The sequence below is a fragment of the Proteinivorax tanatarense genome, from assembly GCF_040267685.1.
Classification (GTDB): Bacteria; Bacillota; Proteinivoracia; order Proteinivoracales; family Proteinivoracaceae; genus Proteinivorax; species Proteinivorax tanatarense.
This window is the reverse complement of record NZ_CP158367.1, coordinates 2,602,008-2,619,039: the sequence shown is the minus strand read 5'-3', so window position 1 is coordinate 2,619,039 and position 17,032 is coordinate 2,602,008. Positions and strand designations below refer to the sequence as shown.

The 17,032-nt window shown below is 38.9% G+C and carries 13 protein-coding genes; 11 read left to right on the top strand and 2 right to left on the bottom strand.

Going from position 1 to position 17,032, the window contains the following annotated elements:
* Positions 1-4: 4 nt before the first annotated feature.
* Positions 5-1,105: a hypothetical protein gene (locus tag PRVXT_RS12825; RefSeq protein WP_350343259.1), complete on the bottom strand. Its 1,101-nt coding sequence runs from the start codon at positions 1,103-1,105 to the stop codon at positions 5-7.
* A gap of 590 nt (positions 1,106-1,695) precedes the next feature.
* Between PRVXT_RS12825 and PRVXT_RS12820 the strand changes: the two genes are divergently transcribed.
* Both PRVXT_RS12820 and dcm read left to right on the top strand, forming a co-directional pair.
* Complete coding sequence (locus PRVXT_RS12820) at positions 1,696-3,366, top strand: Alw26I/Eco31I/Esp3I family type II restriction adenine-specific DNA-methyltransferase (RefSeq protein ID WP_350343258.1); 1,671 nt, start codon at positions 1,696-1,698, stop codon at positions 3,364-3,366.
* Entirely contained in the window at positions 3,356-4,525 is a 1,170-nt protein-coding gene (dcm, locus tag PRVXT_RS12815; protein WP_350343257.1) for a DNA (cytosine-5-)-methyltransferase, read from the top strand. Before PRVXT_RS12820 ends, dcm begins: the two co-directional genes overlap by 11 nt.
* A gap of 43 nt (positions 4,526-4,568) precedes the next feature.
* Here dcm and PRVXT_RS12810 read toward each other — a convergent pair whose 3' ends face one another.
* Positions 4,569-6,209, bottom strand: a complete 1,641-nt coding sequence (locus PRVXT_RS12810; RefSeq protein WP_350343256.1) for an Alw26I/Eco31I/Esp3I family type II restriction endonuclease — start codon at positions 6,207-6,209, stop codon at positions 4,569-4,571.
* A 574-nt stretch (positions 6,210-6,783) separates the two neighbouring features.
* Here PRVXT_RS12810 and PRVXT_RS12805 point away from each other — a divergent pair.
* From PRVXT_RS12805 to PRVXT_RS12765, 9 genes are all read left to right on the top strand, one after another.
* Positions 6,784-8,652, top strand: a complete 1,869-nt coding sequence (locus tag PRVXT_RS12805) for a transcriptional regulator (protein ID WP_350343255.1) — start codon at positions 6,784-6,786, stop codon at positions 8,650-8,652.
* Positions 8,653-8,970: 318 nt separating this feature from the next.
* Positions 8,971-9,465 carry an RNA polymerase sigma factor gene (locus PRVXT_RS12800; protein WP_350343254.1) on the top strand — a complete coding sequence of 165 codons (495 nt, stop codon included), beginning with the start codon at positions 8,971-8,973 and terminating at the stop codon, positions 9,463-9,465.
* Positions 9,466-9,743: 278 nt separating this feature from the next.
* Complete coding sequence (locus PRVXT_RS12795; RefSeq protein ID WP_350343253.1) at positions 9,744-10,016, top strand: hypothetical protein; 273 nt, start codon at positions 9,744-9,746, stop codon at positions 10,014-10,016.
* Complete coding sequence (locus PRVXT_RS12790; protein WP_350343252.1) at positions 10,016-11,173, top strand: DUF2800 domain-containing protein; 1,158 nt, start codon at positions 10,016-10,018, stop codon at positions 11,171-11,173. Before PRVXT_RS12795 ends, PRVXT_RS12790 begins: the two co-directional genes overlap by 1 nt.
* Before the next feature lie 17 nt (positions 11,174-11,190).
* Complete coding sequence (locus tag PRVXT_RS12785; RefSeq protein ID WP_350343251.1) at positions 11,191-11,718, top strand: DUF2815 family protein; 528 nt, start codon at positions 11,191-11,193, stop codon at positions 11,716-11,718.
* Positions 11,719-11,729: 11 nt separating this feature from the next.
* Positions 11,730-13,691 carry a DNA polymerase gene (locus tag PRVXT_RS12780; protein WP_350343250.1) on the top strand — a complete coding sequence of 654 codons (1,962 nt, stop codon included), beginning with the start codon at positions 11,730-11,732 and terminating at the stop codon, positions 13,689-13,691.
* A gap of 14 nt (positions 13,692-13,705) precedes the next feature.
* Positions 13,706-14,491, top strand: a complete 786-nt coding sequence (locus tag PRVXT_RS12775; RefSeq protein ID WP_350343249.1) for a phage antirepressor — start codon at positions 13,706-13,708, stop codon at positions 14,489-14,491.
* 2 nt (positions 14,492-14,493) lie between these two features.
* Positions 14,494-14,652, top strand: a complete 159-nt coding sequence (locus PRVXT_RS12770; protein WP_350343248.1) for a hypothetical protein — start codon at positions 14,494-14,496, stop codon at positions 14,650-14,652.
* On the top strand, positions 14,652-16,892 hold the full coding sequence (locus PRVXT_RS12765; RefSeq protein ID WP_350343247.1) for a phage/plasmid primase, P4 family: 2,241 nt from the start codon (positions 14,652-14,654) through the stop codon (positions 16,890-16,892). Before PRVXT_RS12770 ends, PRVXT_RS12765 begins: the two co-directional genes overlap by 1 nt.
* Positions 16,893-17,032: the final 140 nt, after the last annotated feature.

The following is a 17,032-nucleotide window of genomic DNA, read 5'->3' as shown; positions in this document are numbered from 1 at the left end:
TTAATCAGTTACCATATACATCGTCTAAGAACGATTCAAGGAACTCCTCTGTTATTCCCTTGAGTCTACGCTCTTGACAAAGGCCCAACAATTCACTAACGGCAGTATAGGGCATATAAAATGCACGGAGATGAGAGAATTCAGGTTTGTTGATTTCTCGCACGACCTTGTCGCGCATCTCATCGGGGGCTACAATGACATATCGCATGCTACTATATTCTGGTAAAGTCTTTTTGAAATTGGACATGCGAGTCAAACCAGGGGTAACTCCAGTAGATTGCTCAACTTCAAATACAGCTGGTATGCTTTTATCTCCAAGCCAGATTGCATCAATATGCTTCCCGGCATCTACAGCACCACTGAAGGCACCTATGGTAGGAATGTCGTTTAATTTAGTAACAATATTATCATGCTCAGAAAGTGATTTTCCCTTATAGCGAATTCCAGTGTCGTTTTGGGCAATAAAAGTTTTTAACGAAAAACAGGAACCAATTTCATAGATGGCCATTTGCATTTGAGAATGAATTTTTACTTCATCTGTATCTACTTTGCCTGTTCTTGTAGTGCTTGTAGGCAGTTCTAAAGCATTATAAACCACATTCTTAGAAGGAATTTCATTGATTTCAAGATGCTCCAAGTCTTTCTCACATAGTTTTCCTAAAGTATGTGGTTCTTCAGGCAAATAAATTATATGTTTGTGACCAGACTTAATTTTTGTTTTTCCTTGCATTAATTCTATGCGACCGGGATAGCAGTAATAAAAGGGGGGCGTATGGCAAAGAAGTGTTTCCAACGCTGATCTGGTATTATAAGATGCACCAAGGATTCTATCAATATTAATAGGCGTCCCTTCGGAGATTGCATTGGCGATACGGTTAATCATAGCCATGGATATTGACTGGACAGTAGAGGTCTTTCTTGTTTCTCCTTTTGCTGGATTCCAGCGTTTAATCATAATAGGACCATAAGGCGTGGTTACATCTTCGATGGATACAACTGTTTGTGTAGAAGCGTTAATATATGGATATTCTTCCACTTTTGAAAGTGCGTTTATCAAGTTTACAATGGAACCGACGGTTACAACGTTATCTGGGGTTATGGACATAATTTTTCTCCTCTCTACTATTTTATTGTTTAACTATAAATAAAGAATATCACAAAATTCCGGTTATTCATATATTAAAGCGTTGCTAAACATGGAGTTTTAAGAGTGGAGAACTTTAAAACAGATTTTCAATCTATTAAACCATTGTTTTTTTTTAGGTGTATGGAAAAATATCTACTATTAAAAATGATACAGGGTTGAGTTGACACGTTAGATAATTTTATAGGGTTGTGGAGATAGAATAGATGTGTGGTTTTGTTTTTGTTTGCGAAGAAAACACATGCTGAAGCCGTAGTATTACTTGACATGAAAGTAGTTTCAAACTCCTTAAGAATGGTGTGCTTACGGTGTTTTAGGAGGGTTATAAGGATGAGTTTATGCGATATAGTATAGATTTCAAGTGTGTATTAAGGTAGTTTAAATACTGGAAGGAGATATGCTCACCATTGTAGTTGGGGGTTTGTTTTATATTTAAACTATTTTGCAAAAGTAAAGTCACAATTTGTATATCAGCATATGACTACACTACTAAATCTAACTGGATAAAATCCAAACTTTATGGTATATTTAATCTCGAAAGGAGGGGTAAATTGAATTCTATTACAAAACTTCATACCGAAATATTCAGCAAACAATACTATGATTTTATAGAAAAAAATGTTCTTGGAGAGTTTGAAACTGCTAAGATATTAGGTCAATTTTACACAAATTTTAATGTTGCACGTAAAATGATAACTGAAGTTATTGAGAATTATCATTTTAATCAGCCTACAATCAAGATAATTGATCCATTTTGCGGCGATGGAAGACTACTGAAGTTATTTATTGAATTGTTATCTGAAAAGGGTCTTAAAGATATAAAACTTGAAATTGAAATATGGGACATCTCTTTAGATAATGTTCAGGAAGCCGAAAAAGGAATAAAAGAAACAGCTACCCAATACTCGGTTGATATATCTACAACAAAGAGAGTTGCAGATGCATATATAAATTATAGGTCATTTTCTTGTGGGTTTGATATTTGTATTACAAACCCTCCTTGGGGAATATTAAAACCTCAAAAGGTATTCAACTCAAAACACAATGAGATAAAAATTGAAGAATACAAAGCAGCTATAAGCACTTATGATAGCTATATGAAGCAAGAGTTCTACTTGTCACAACCGACATCAAAATTCGGGAAATGGGGAACGAATCTATCAAGATGTGGTGTGGAAGTTGCTTTGCACCTTGTACAACAAAAAGGTGTGTGTGGATTAGTTTCCCCGGCTTCCTTGCTTAGTGACCAGGTTTCTGTGCCATTAAGAAGGTGGATTTTTCAAAATCATAAAGTGTTTAATATTAACTATTATCCTGCAGAAGCTAAACTATATGGAAAGGCTGATACATCAAGTATATCAATGGTATTAAAAAAAGGTGAAGAAGAACCAAACATTTGTGTATCTTTATTCAATCGGGAATTAGAATGTAGGACACACTTGTTAAATGAGAGTGAGTATGATTATATTAAGCAACAGTCATATACGTTTCCATTTGCTATTGGCATTGAAAAAATTCCGTTACTGATGAAATTTGAGCAGTTTAGGACAATAGAATATTACTCAAGCTTGTGGGGGGTAAAGTTTACGAGAGAGATCGATGAAACGCGCATCTCAGAAAAACTGAAAGAAACCGGGAATATTGTTTTTATCAAAGGATATATGGTTGACAGATTTGGAATTGATATAAATCCGATTAAGTATATTGATGAATCTATTGTTACTGTTCCTGCATCAGTATATAAAGACAAAATTGTGTGGCGTGATGTTGCAAGATTATCTTCAAAACGAACAATGAAAGCAGCTATTGTTAAAAAAGGCTATATAGCAGGAAATTCATTAGGGACAGCGTACTTAGGAAGTGATAATTTGAATTTGCTAAAGGCGTTACTCGTAATAATGAATTCTTTCGTTTTTGAAATGCAGGTAAGAGCTCTTTTAACAACAAATCATGTATCAGCTGGAATAATAAAGAAGCTTAAAATTCCTAAGATAGATAAACATACAGAATACATTGCTGCCATGTATGATAAATTTTTAGAAGGTGAGAAAATCACAGAGCAAGATTTAGAGTGTACAGTAGCTAAAATTTACAAACTAAGCAAAGATGAATTTTTTGACTTACTATCAATTTTCCAGATAGATGAAGACGAGAAGGAACTATTACGCAGAAGCGCAAATAGGATTCTGAATTATGAAAGGTTGGTGGATTATGATAGGTAACCATTATGCTTCAAAGTTAAGTGAGTTAGATTTGGAAATAATAAGTCATGTTCCTCAAGGTGGAAATTGGAAGAACATACCTGAATACGTACCTTCTAAAAGATTAGAACAAATAAGGCAGAGCTATAAAGATGGGAAAGGCAGCAGATCAACTTACTATGGCAGGTTAAGAAGTGAAATGCCATCCTACACAATAAACACCTATTTTACCAGACCGGGTAATGGATGTCACATTCACTATGAACAGAATAGAACACTTTCACAAAGAGAGGCAGCTAGGTTACAATCATTCCCAGATAGTTTTACTTTTGTGGGCTCTAAAACAGCCGTTAATAATCAAATAGGAAATGCAGTTCCGCCACTACTAGCATATCAAATTGCCGAAAGGATTCCATTTAAAGGACAATTTGTTGACTTGTTTAGTGGTGCTGGAGGACTAGCATTAGGTTTTATTTGGTCGGGTTGGAAAGCTATTGTTGCAAATGATATTGATAAGTATGCTATCGAAACTCACAAAATTAATATTGGTGAAGATGCAATTTTGGGAGACATTAACGATAATGAAGTTGTGGCGTATATTGTAGATAGATGTAAAGAAGCTAAGAAAAAAAATCCCCATTTGCCACTTTTTGTTTTAGGAGGGCCGCCATGTCAAGGATTTTCAACTGCTAATACTAGAAGGGGAGCGGATGATTACAGAAACTGGCTATTTAAAGGCTATTCTAAAATCTTAGAAGAAATTAAGCCAGAAGGTTTTATATTTGAAAATGTTACAGGGATTTTTAACTTAGAAAAGGGAAAATTTCTAGAAATGATAAGAGATGACCTAAGTCAGCATGTTGGATCACTAAAAATAGATAAGTTGAACAGTGTTGAGTATGGTATACCTCAAAGAAGAGAAAGAGTTATCATTGTGGGTGGAAAAAATGAATGGGTAGATACTATGAAGATGGAGCCTATAACAAAGAACCCAAAATTCAAAGAGGAGTGTTCACTACATAGAGCAATAAGTGTAGAAGATGCACTTTCAGATTTGCCTAAAATTGAGCCAACCGAAGATGGTAGTGATAGAAATTATGCATCAGAACCTAGAAATGTATATCAGCAATTTATGAGGGGCGGATTATCAGCAGAAGAGTATTTATTTAATATTAAATAAAAAGGGCAGTAAACCTATTAATTGGTTTGCTGCCTTTAACAATTTATTCTCTTGAATACCTGCTGTCGTCCCAGTTGTCTGATAACGTTTTTGCGGTCATATCCATAATTTTGAACATAGTATTTTTAACTTTAACAAAATCAGGGTAATTCTCTATTAACTCATAATCTATCTCGTTTAAAAATTCCTCGAGGTCAATATCTTTCATATCATCATAGTCAAGGATTGAAATAAGTTTATTATTTATTTGCTGAATATCCCTAGATGTATCTTCTAAATTGTCTAAAGCTGAGTTTTTTAAATTCTCAATTGAATCATTAGTGAAGAGATATCCATTACGATTTTCTTTATTAGCATACTCTGCTAATGATTCAAAAGCTATCCTTATTTTACGTATCTTTTGTATGTTGACATATTTTAATGTACTGGCTGTATCGCTGAAATTGGCTTTCACAATGTGATTGTTAATTTCTGCCGTATTGAGTTTATAGTCGAAATTTGCATAGCTCAAGTTTAAAAAAGTGAGTAGAAACAAATAGTGTTTATTCACCAGAAATTCATTCAATAACATCATTGCTACATTCCGATTATCCCTCATAACTCTTGTTAATCTTAATGCTGTTTCAGTATCAAAGACTTTATCCTTGGTGTACTTCCATATAGACTGTGCATACCAAGTTACAACTTTTTCACCTTTTGATTCAGCTTCAATTAAGTGTTTTACATCAGAATAGTACATTCTATTATTCTTGGCACTATTGCAAGGCGCACAAAGCAACTGGAATTCTGGGCGATGACTAAACCCTAGTGAAATCGGTCCAATATGATCTGCACTACATGGGCGAGGGTGCGTATGTCCATCACCATCATTTGCGCAAGGTTCCTTTTTGATTTTTGAATTGGAGCTAATGTATCCCATTAGTTTGTTTGCAGTAATCCAATTTCCATCAACCCAGTTTTCAAATGCTCGCCTGTCTGTTGAATATGAAGCTAAATTTTCTTTGGACCTACCTTTATCAGCATTGCTTCTACAACATCGATTAAAAGAGTGAAAACCATCAAGTCGGTCTGGAGCATTAGACATTGCTCCTGGACCGAGCATGCTGGGTTCTGCAGCTATATAGACTTTATCTAACCAATCTGTCCAAGAATCAATAGAGTTTGGAATTTCCGAAAAAGTAGGAAATTGTTTGCATTTAAATAATACTGGTAAATCATCAAATATTTGTGCTCCGTAAGTGTCATAGAAAGATACGATGAAGTCGAGGACATGTGTTAAATCAGAGATTTCAAATGTATCATCAACGTAGTCTAGCTTTCTAACACGTTTTATAAAATTGCTTGATAAGTAACTATATCTAATATCCATGACATTGCCGCAAACTTTACAGGGTTTACGTCCAGTAGGATGTATGGTTTTTGCCACTGTACTTATCCAATGGTTTGCTGATGTGCTAATTCCAACTTGACTGGCCTTCTTCTTCCACCATGATAAGCGCTTATTATGAGTAAATTGAAATTTACCGGACCCTCTATTAGAGGGTGCTTCCCATTGAATGCTACCATCATCGAGTCTTAAATCAGGCATCCCCTCGTAAGCTGGATTCTTTGCGATTTCTTCCTCATACTCAATAAATTTCTCATTAGCATCATAGTTATATTTTTTTGCCCCTTTCTTAGCCAATTTTCCACCTCTTTTCACTATTTTTTCTAATTTTATCAGACTATTATATAAATGTACATACTAGAGTAATATTTAAAGTAAAATTGCTTGACAAAAACGGATAAGTGTGTAAAAGTGAAAAATAAGTTATATGAACGAGATGGTAGTGTTACGGTATCAAAATCAATGCTAATGATAGTTCGATGTGTGGATAAAGCCGTTGCTTAGATGATGTCCTAAGTCTTTGAGAGAACACTATAAGGAAACAAATATATAAATTATGATATATAGTTGGATTCTGGGATAAAGATTTCAAATACTGTTTAAAATCCTCAAATATCTTTTGTTTTTTGAGAATTGACTCTTACTGATCTTGTGAATAGGACAGATATTGCAAACAGGTGTTTAGTTAAAAGTGAACCAGTTTCCTATGATGAATCTTAATTTTGAGCAGAGTTTACATAAGGGTTCATTGTTGATTGGTTATAGTAGGCTGCCTTTGTTTTTAAAAAGGTTGTTGAAAATGATTGTATAATCAGCGTTAAGTCCAATAATCCGGGAGCTGTAAAACAGGGTTTATATGAGGGGGAGTGCTATGGCGGCAAATCGTTCTTTTACTGACTACGTCTCGAGCAGGTTTTATAACGAATTTTATTCTGCTACAGAAAAGTATATTGAAAAAAACCCAGACAACTTACATTTAGACTTGAAAAATGTAAAGCATATTGGGGAAATCTCTCTTTCAGAAGTTGAAGTCAAATTTGTATCTGTGAGGGACTTTCCGGAGCTCAATATTGAGTTTGATGTTATCGTAGATGCAGAAATTGTGGTCAACGAGGGTGATTACCACTACGATGATTACGATCTATTTAATAAGTGGTTTTTGTTACGATGCTCTGGGGATTTAGGATGTAGCCTGGATGATTTTGCAATCAGAGAAATATGTCTCTACAGCCAAAAGAACAAGAACCACCAACCGTTATCGGACTCGTTGGTTCCTTATATTAAAAAGGAACAGCTTGATGCTGTAGCCAATGATTTTTTGCAAAGGCACTATCCTGAGGTCTTGAAAAAACCTATGCCGCTTGAACCAAAAAAACTTGCTGAAAAAATGGGTCTAGAAGTGATACTAAGGGATATAACAGAAGACTTATCTATTTTTGGGCAGATATTTTTTCACGACAGCGAGGCAGATTTCTATGACCCAGATGAGCATGAATACATAAGTACATCAGTCAGAGCCCAGACTATATTTGTTGATCCTAAAGCCTATTTTCTGCGAAATCTAGGTGCTGTAAATAATACCATTGTTCATGAATGTGTGCACTGGGACAAGCACAGAAAAGCATTTGAACTAGAAAGACTCTATAATAGCAGTGCAACCAAAATAAAGTGTCAGGTAGCTGGAGGAATAAAAAACAACAATAAAGAGGCTACTGATTGGATGGAATGGCAAGCAAATGCCCTAGCGCCAAGAATCCAAATGCCCCTAGCTATGTTTAAGACAAAGGCTTTTGAGCTTATTAAGCAGTATAAACAACAATCTGGAACCACCATGCTTATTGATGTGATGGAACCAGTTATAGATGCTTTAGCTACTTTTTTCTGCGTATCTCGTATTGCAGCAAAGATTCGCATGATTGATGCCGGGTATGAAGAAGCAATAGGTACATTTACATACTTAGATGGTCGCTACATTAAACCTCATGGTTTTAAAAAAGGTTCGCTAAAGAGAAATCAAACTTTCTCTATCGGCGCAGTAGATGCAGCAATCCAGAGTATGTCTAATCCAGAGCTAAATGCGCTTGTTAAAGATGGTAGTTACCAATATGTAGATGCGCACTTTGTCTTGAACCATCCAAAATATCTAGAGAAAGATCTGTCTGGGAACACCAGATTAACAGATTATGCCCGGACTCATATGGATGAGTGCTGTATAGTATTTGATCTGTCTATTGAATCTAATGTCAGAGAAAGATATCACAGCGAATGTTTCTTGAACAGAGACCAAACTTCAAATATCAGCCTTAGCATAAAATACGGAGGCGGGTATGAACACTCTACTCAAGAAAAGAAAGTCAAATTACTAGCTGATGAATTGGCAGAAAACGCCCGTATATATGGCGAACTTCCTACGAGCTATACCAGCTCGCTGAAAATGGTAAAGAAATGGAGAGGTGTGACTTTTAAAGAACTTGGGGAGAGGACCAAGCTCAATGAACGTACGATTCGAAGAATCGTTAATGGTGAAGAGAAGTGCTCTATCAATTCGCTTATCTTGCTCTGCTTGAGCTTACACTTGCCGCCAGAGATTAGTAACCACATTATAAGTAACTCACCGGTTTCATTAAATTTAACTGATCCAGATCATCAATGGTACAGCTTTGCTTTAACTCATCTTTCCAGCCAAACAATGGATGAAATAAGAACTTTTTTACAGCAGCATGGTGCTAATCCTTTATAAAATATATTTTTTTTTAGAAAAGCGGACAGAGATTGTCCGTTTTTTTTAATGTCTATTTTTAGACGAACCCTACATCAACCTTATTTGAGGTTTTTGTAGGGTTCTTTTTTTGTTTAATTTTAATACATCCTAATTTTTTTCACTCCTCAAAAGCGGACATACAGTGACCGCTTTTATAAGGTTATTATCTAGTAAACTTAAACCAGAAGCATAAGAAGTACTTTTCAAAAAGCAGCTGAAAGACTCGCGTTTTAAAAAAAAACGGTGAGTTTTTTGGCTGATTGTCATGCCCTTTTCTCTCCGAGAGAGGGGCCAAACATGTTAAAAAAGTACAAAACAAGCCAAAAGAAGAGAACGCACTACATCTATTATCCCGCTGAAGGGGGACAAATCGTTATTACTCCAGGAGAAAACGGAGTTACTGAAGCAGACATCTCACTGCTTCATTCTATTGACGACAATGAAGTGGACGCACACAACCGCTACGTGTATAAGATCAGTGCTCATTTAGATGCATATTGCAACGGTGAAAATGAGTCAGTAGATGATCGTAACAAATACCTAGCAGATGAAAGTTTAAACCCTGAGAGCATTTGTATTGACGCAGAGGAAGAAGGCGAGCATCAAGAAATGCTGGGTAAACTTACTCAAGCTATGGATTGTCTTTTGCCGCAGCAGAAAGAACTGTTTAAGAAAGTATATATGGACAAGCGTTCCAACACAGACATCGCTGCTGAAGAAGGCGTAACGGAAGCGGCAATCCGGAAACGGCTAAAAAAGATCCATGCAAAATTAAGAAAAAACTTTTCCTAAAAAGGGGTTCGAATAGTCTATTATTTTCGCTTATTGATGAGGGGCAAATTAATCGCCCTTGGAAAGGAGTCGGAAAATGAGCCTTAAACACAAAGTCACAATCAATGTGACAAAGCCCGGTAGCGACAAAAACCCTGTAATTGAAAGCAGCAAGAAAACCGTCCGAAGTAAGATGCTTGATTGGTTACTAGGAAAAAATGTGGGTTTACTTGTGATTACACCCGGTGATTCAGTCGAGACGGTGGAGATCAAAGAACTAAAGGAAGGAGGTGCGGGCCATGAAAGGTACCCTTCAAGTTGCAAAGGATCTTAGGAAATTGGCAGACAGCATTGAAGCATTAGCAAAAGAGCAACAGGCAGATGGTGCAGAAGCGGCAACAAAAAAGAAGAAGCCTAGCTTTAAGGAAGTCAGGGGTGCACTGGCCAAACTATCGCAAAGTGGAAAGCAAAAAGAAGTCAAAGAACTCATAACTGGCTTTGGTGCTAAGAAACTCAGTGATATTCCGGAAGACAAGTATGCAGAGATCCTAGAGAAAGCCGGTGAGATTTAATGGCGGCTCATGCTTTGCTTTCCGCTTCAGGGGCTCACAGATGGCTCCACTGCAGCCCGAGTGTCAGGCTGGAAGAAGAGATAGAGGATACCACCAGCCCCTATGCCATGGAGGGAACTTTCATGCATGGGTTATCAGAGCTGTATCTGCATCATCATCTAGGTCACATCCAGAAAGCCGCTTTTAAAAAAAACCTTAAGCAGATGCACAAAAGTGAGTTCTACTCAGAGGAAATACAGACAGCGGTGGATGAGTATGTAGCAGCTGTGGTTGAGAGAATTAACGAAGCCAGATCCAGTTGCAAAGACCCACTTATTCTAATTGAAGAAAGACTGGACTACAGCCCGTGGGTTAGGGAGGGCTTTGGGACTGGCGATGTGGTAATTGTAACAGACGATGTGTTGGAAGTAATTGACCTAAAGGGAGGCAAAGGCGTGGCAGTTTCTGCAGTTGGGAATCCCCAAGCTCGGCTCTATGCTTTAGGAGCGATTAACACCTTTGGCGTTCTCTACGACATTAAGGCGGTTAGGATGACCATCATTCAGCCGAGACTCGATAACATTTCCACCGATGAAATGGAAGCAAAAGACCTTATAAAGTGGGCAGAGGAAGTTGTAAGGCCAAGAGCAGAAGCAGCCTTTAAGGGAGAGGGAGACTTTAAGCCCGGAGAGCACTGCCGCTTTTGTAAGGTAAAAGCCACGTGCCGAGCTCGCCATGATGAAAATATGAGGTTGGCTTGCATGGACTTTAAAGAACCGGCACTTCTAACAGATGAGGAAATTACAGAAGTGTTACTGCAGGCACAGGAATTTAAGAAATGGGCCACTGATGTAGAAAGTTACGCTTTTGAAAAGGCAAGATGTGGTAAGACATGGCCCGGCATGAAGCTGGTAGAGGGCAGAGCCACAAGAAAGTACACCTCTGAAAAAGAAGTGGCAGAAAAGCTATTAAATGCTGGGTATCCAGAAGAACGGATCTATTCTAAATCCTTATTGAGTCTTACAAAGCTTGAAAAAGAGTTGGGGAAAAAAGAGTTCAGCCAAATTATCGGTGACCTTATTAAAAAGCCACCTGGGAAATTGAGATTAGTACCGGAAGATGATAAACGGCCTGCTGTAAAAAGCAGTGCAGAAATCGATTTTAAAAACAACTTATAAAGGAGTAGTGATAATATATGTCAACCAAAGTAATTACAGGAAAAGGTCTTGCAAGTTATGTAAGTGTAGTTAACCCTAAATCAGTTAATGGAAGTGAACCTAAGTATAGCCTTAGTTTTATCTTTCCTAAAAGTGATAAGACGACCCTAGATAAAATCAATAAAGCTATTGAAACAGCCAAGAAAGAGGGAGTATCCAAGTTAGGCGGAAAAATACCGGCAAATCTTAAAACGCCCATTCGTGATGGTGATGTAGATCGGCCAGAGGATGAAGCTTATGCCGACAGCTATTTTATCAATGCCAATAGCAAAGTAAAGCCGGGGGTAGTTGATAAGGATTTACAGCCAATACTTGATGCTACAGAGTTTTACTCCGGTTGCTATTGTAGAGTGAGTGTCGTGTTTTACGCCTACAATGCTAATGGGAATAAGGGGATTGCTTGTGGGCTTCAAAATATCCAAAAACTAGAGGACGGAGAACCACTAGGCGGCAAGCCAAAAGCAGAAGATGATTTTACCGCTGTTGAAGATGACTTTTTATCCTAGTGGTGATAGGGATGAAAGTGCTTAGTATTGACTTAGAAACCTATAGCAGTGTTGACCTCATAAAAAGTGGAGTCTACCCATATTCTCAGTCAGAGGACTTTGAAATTCTACTTTTTGCTTATGCTTTTGATGATCAAGAAGTACAAGTAGTGGATTTAGTAAGCGGTGAAGCAATCCCAGAAGAGGTTATAGCGGCATTAACGGACGCTACAGTAATTAAGACAGCATATAATGCTCAGTTTGAAAGAACTTGCTTAAAAGCATATCTAGGAATGGACATGCCAGCAGAGCAGTGGAGATGCTCTCAGGCCCATGCACTCACTATGGGCCTGCCGGGACATCTTGATGCAGTGGCTAAGGTGATAGGACTCAAAGAACAAAAGATGAAAGAAGGTAAAGCTCTTATCAGATATTTCTCCATGCCCTGCAGGGCCACTAACACTAATGGCGGGAGAACGAGAAACCTGCCAGTGCATGACAGGGAGAAGTGGGAGTTGTTTAAGTCCTACTGCAAAAAGGATGTAGAGGTGGAACGGGAGATTAGGCGAAAGCTTACTCCCTTCCCCATGATAGATAAGGAGCAGAAGCTATGGGAGTTGGACCAAAAGATAAATGATGGAGGAATAAGGCTCGACAAGGTGTTGGTAGAACACGCCATCAAGTGTGATGAACAGTATCAAAATAAATTGACTAAGGAAGCCAAGGATTTAACGGGGGTAGATAATCCTAATAGCCCTGCCCAGCTAAAAGCTTGGTTGGAAGATATACATGGATTAAAAGTAGATAGTTTAGCAAAAGACGCAGTAGCAGCACTGCTGGATGAAACGGGAGTTGAGGAAGTGAGACAACTGTTGGAACTAAGGCAAGAGATGTCTAAGACCTCGGTGAAAAAGTATGAAGCCATGACAAGAGCCATGAGGAAAGACGAGAGAGCTGGAGGGTTGATTCAGTACTATGGTGCTAATCGCACAGGGAGATTTTCTGGAAGATTAATACAAATACAGAACCTGCCCAGAAACACCATGGCCGACCTAAACATTGCCAGAGAACTTCTGAAAGCTGGAGACTATGAAACCTTAGAGATGCTCTTTGACTCGGTGCCGGACACCCTATCCCAGCTCATTAGAACCGCCTTTATTCCATCAAAAGGTCATCGCCTTATCGTATCAGACTTTAGTGCTATTGAAGCTAGGGTAATTGCATGGCTAGCAAATGAGACATGGGTAATGGAAACATTTAAAGGACACGGGAAGATTTATGAAATGGCAGCAAGCCGCATGTTTGGTGTACCCCTTGAGAAAATTGTGAGGGGCAATCCTGAGTACGAGCTGAGGGCTAAAGGTAAAATAGCAACCTTGGCCTGTGGCTACCAGGGCAGTGTTGGAGCTCTGAAAGCTATGGGAGCTGACAGAATGGGCCTTAGTGAAAGTGAGCTTAAAAGGATTGTGGACGCATGGAGACAAGCCAATCCTAACATTGTGAAGTCTTGGTATGCGATAGAAGATGCAGCTATAAAAGCCGTCAAGGGAAGAACACTCGTAACTATGCGGCACGGACTGAAGTTTTACTACAAAAGCGGAATGCTCTTTATCCAGCTACCCTCAGGCAGAAACCTTGTGTATGTAAAACCAAGAATTGAGATGGATGAGCGGTTTAACAGGGAGAAGCTCACCTATGAAGGCATGGAGCAGACCACTAGAGCTTGGGGTCGCATAAGCACATACGGAGGTCGTCTCGTTGAAAATATTGTTCAGGCGACAGCAAGAGACTGTTTGGCAGAAGCCCTACTAAGGCTGGATGAGAAAGGCTTTAAGATCGTGGCCCATATCCATGATGAAGTGGTTCTAGATGTCCCAAAGGGTGAAAGCTCGCTTAATGAGATAAACCGCATCATGTCAGAGCGGATTCCTTGGGCAAAAGGGCTACCGATGAACGCAGATGGATTTGAAACAGAATACTATATGAAAGATTAGAGAGGAGAATTGTGATGAAGGAAATGAAAACTTTTAACAATACAGAGTTCGGGAAAATAGGGGTGTTAGTCATAAATGGGAAGGAGTACTTCCCTGCAACAGAGTGCGCCAAAATTTTAGGTTATGTGGATCCTTATGATGCTGTAAACAGACATACAAAGGGGTCGGTAAAACACCGAGTCCTTACGAGTGGTGGCGAGCAGAAAATCAACTTCATACCTGAAGGCGATCTATACCGCTTAATTGTAAAATCTAAACTTCCTGAAGCTGAACGATTTGAACGTTGGATCTTTGATGAAGTACTACCTGATATCAGAAAGCACGGGGTGTACATGGCGGACAAGCTGTTGGATGATATCCTTAAAAATCCTGACCTTGGCATTAAGATGTTCACTGAGTACAAGGAAGCCAAGGCAAAGGCAAAAGAACTGGAACTTGAAAATGCAAAAAATAGGCAGATGATTGGAGAGCTTAAGCCAAAGGCCAGCTACTACGACTTGGTATTGCAAAACAAGTCGGTGGTGCCTATAACAGTGATTGCTAAGGATTATGGTATGAGTGGGAGAGCCTTAAACAAGTTACTACATGAGCTGGGGGTCCAGTACAAGATGCATGGCACATGGCTACTGTATCAGCACTATGCAGATATGGGATATACCCAGTCTAAGACCCACGCCATCGATGCGAATAGAAATAAGATGCACACCTACTGGACACAGAAAGGGAGACTATTTCTCTACGATTTACTCAAAAATGAGCAAAATCTGCTGCCACTAGTGGAAAGACAGGAGTCGGCGTAAAGATGGACGATGCTGTAAAATTTTTTATTAAGAGCCTAGGAGGTTATCGAGAATTGCTCCCTAGGCAAACGTTGAAAACATTAAAAGGCCAGGCTCTTTCAGGAAATCTTGAAGGAGCCAAGAAAGGCCTTCAGAGGAAACTAGAGGAGGCAAGGAAGTAATGGTGTTTACCTTATATGCATCAAATGCAACGGGCAATTTATCAAACTGTCTCTATCCAAAGAAGGTAGTTGTAACAGATGAAGCTACTATGCTAGAAGCAATAAAGTTCGACCATGTGACAGCTGAGTACAAAGATAACTATAGAAAAAACGCCAACTTCATCAAGGCGGATAACATTCCCCTTGATTGTGATAATGATCATTCAGATGATCCAAAGGACTGGGTGGAGCCTTTAGACGTGGCCATTTCTTTTGCTGGAGTGCCATTTGTAGCAGCTTATAGCAGAAATCACATGAAGGTTAAAGGTAGTAAGGCAGCTAGACCCCGGTTCCATGTGTACTTTGTGATACCGGAGATTAAAGATGCTACAAAATACGGTGAGTTGAAAAAGAGAATAGCAGCAGTATTCCCGTATTTTGACCACAATGCTTTAGATAGTGGTAGGTTTCTCTTTGGTACAGAGGAGCCAGAGGTAGAGTTCTATGATGGAGATAAGGACATTATTGAATTTTTGGAAGAAGCGGAGTTTGAAAACTGGGAAGAACGTAAGGACGTAGTACCGGAAGGTAGTCGGAATAACCATATGTCTAGATATGCAGCAAGGGCCATCAAGCGCTTTGGTGATACAGAGAAAGCCTACGAGATTTTCCTAAAAGAAGCAGACAAATGTAGTCCGCCTCTTCCTGAAAGTGAGTTAAAACTGATCTGGAAAAGTGCGTCAAGCTTTGGCAAAAAGGTAGTGAAGCAGGAAGGCTATATTCCACCAGAGGCCTACAATCAGGAACTTAAACTAAAACCGGAGGATTTCTCTGATGTAGGTCAAGCAGTGGTTTTGGCTAATGAGTATAAAGGTGTCCTTCGTTTTTCACCATCAACGGACTATATCGCCTACAACGGCAGCTACTGGGAAGAGTCAAAGCCAAAAGCACAAGCTGTATCCCAAGAGTTAACCACGAGGCAACTTGAAGAAGCAGAGATTGAGACCCAAAAAATCATGGCCGAGATGGTGAAAAATGGTGCGGATGGTGTTCTGGAAGAAGTAGGGGCCAAAAAAGCACTGGACAAATTTACAAATGAGCAGGAGAGGTCATTCCAAAAATATGAAAATGCCCTGGCCTATAGAAAGTATGCCATCTCAAGAAGAGATACGAGAAAGATAGCAGCAACCCTAAAAGAAGCACAGCCTATGCTGTCTATAGATATAAAAGACCTTGACACAGATGAGTTTTTACTCAATACCCCAAGTGCCACCTATGACTTAAAGAAAGGCATCAGTATGGAGCCTAGTCCTTCACACTTTATAACAAAGCAGACCGCAGTAGATCCAAGCGATAACGGGAGGTCTGTTTGGCAGGATATGCTGAACATCACATTCTTAAAGGACAAAGAATTAATCGAGTATGTTCAAAGGGTGGCAGGACTTGCAGCCATCGGTAAGGTGTATATTGAAGCACTGATTATAGCTTACGGTGAAGGGAGAAATGGTAAGTCCACCTTCTGGAATGTCATCGCCAGAGTGCTAGGAAGTTACAGCGGCAACATCTCGGCAGATGTTCTAACCGTTGGGAATAGAAGAAATGTAAAACCGGAGCTTGCAGAGGCTAAAGGTAAAAGACTGTTAATTGCAGCAGAGCTTGAAGAAGGAATGAGGCTCAGCACTTCTAATATCAAACAACTCTGCTCTACAGATGAAATTTATGCAGAGAAGAAATATAAGGACCCCTTTGGGTATGTACCAACTCATACCCTAGTGCTATACACCAACCACCTACCAAAGGTGGGGGCCATTGATGAGGGGACATGGAGAAGGCTTATTGTTATTCCCTTTGAAGCCAAGATTGAAGGCAGCAGTGACATTAAGAATTACGGAGATTATCTCTATAAAGAAGCGGGTGGAGCTATCCTTAAGTGGATTATAGAAGGAGCAGAAAAAGTCATTAAAGACGATTTCAAAATAGATCTTCCTAAGAAAGTAAAAGAGGCCATCAAAAGCTATAAGGAAAATAACGATTGGATGGCCCATTTCTTGGAAGAATGCTGCGAGGTTGATGAAAGCTATACAGCAAAATCGGGAGAGGTCTATGATGAGTATCGATCTTTTTGCATCAGAACCGGTGAGTTTACCAGGAGCACTGCAGATTTTTATACGGCATTAGACTCACTAGGTTTTGAAAGGAAAAGGACTAAGAAAGGTGTTATTGTCAGAGGGTTTAGGCTTAAATCAGAATTTCTAAAATAGTGTATTTATCTTAAAGGTGATGGTCGGTGATGGGCATATATAGAACTTTTCTATAGTAGAAAAAAATAATAAATATATATATAAAAGTTATATATATAGGGTCCACCGACCAACACCCTCATATAAGATTGATGCCTTAA

Excerpts from the sequence above, each read along its gene's own strand:
- PRVXT_RS12795 (WP_350343253.1), top strand. The coding sequence starts at position 9,744 with ATGAAAGGTACCCTTCAAGTTGCAAAGGATCTTAGGAAATTGGCAGAC.
- PRVXT_RS12790 (WP_350343252.1), top strand. The coding sequence starts at position 10,016 with ATGGCGGCTCATGCTTTGCTTTCCGCTTCAGGGGCTCACAGATGGCTC.
- PRVXT_RS12800 (WP_350343254.1), top strand. The coding sequence starts at position 8,971 with ATGTTAAAAAAGTACAAAACAAGCCAAAAGAAGAGAACGCACTACATC.
- PRVXT_RS12785 (WP_350343251.1), top strand. The coding sequence starts at position 11,191 with ATGTCAACCAAAGTAATTACAGGAAAAGGTCTTGCAAGTTATGTAAGT.
- PRVXT_RS12765 (WP_350343247.1), top strand. The coding sequence starts at position 14,652 with ATGGTGTTTACCTTATATGCATCAAATGCAACGGGCAATTTATCAAAC.
- PRVXT_RS12805 (WP_350343255.1), top strand. The coding sequence starts at position 6,784 with ATGGCGGCAAATCGTTCTTTTACTGACTACGTCTCGAGCAGGTTTTAT.
- PRVXT_RS12780 (WP_350343250.1), top strand. The coding sequence starts at position 11,730 with ATGAAAGTGCTTAGTATTGACTTAGAAACCTATAGCAGTGTTGACCTC.
- PRVXT_RS12825 (WP_350343259.1), bottom strand. The coding sequence starts at position 1,105 with ATGTCCATAACCCCAGATAACGTTGTAACCGTCGGTTCCATTGTAAAC.
- PRVXT_RS12775 (WP_350343249.1), top strand. The coding sequence starts at position 13,706 with ATGAAGGAAATGAAAACTTTTAACAATACAGAGTTCGGGAAAATAGGG.
- dcm (WP_350343257.1), top strand. The coding sequence starts at position 3,356 with ATGATAGGTAACCATTATGCTTCAAAGTTAAGTGAGTTAGATTTGGAA.
- PRVXT_RS12770 (WP_350343248.1), top strand. The coding sequence starts at position 14,494 with ATGGACGATGCTGTAAAATTTTTTATTAAGAGCCTAGGAGGTTATCGA.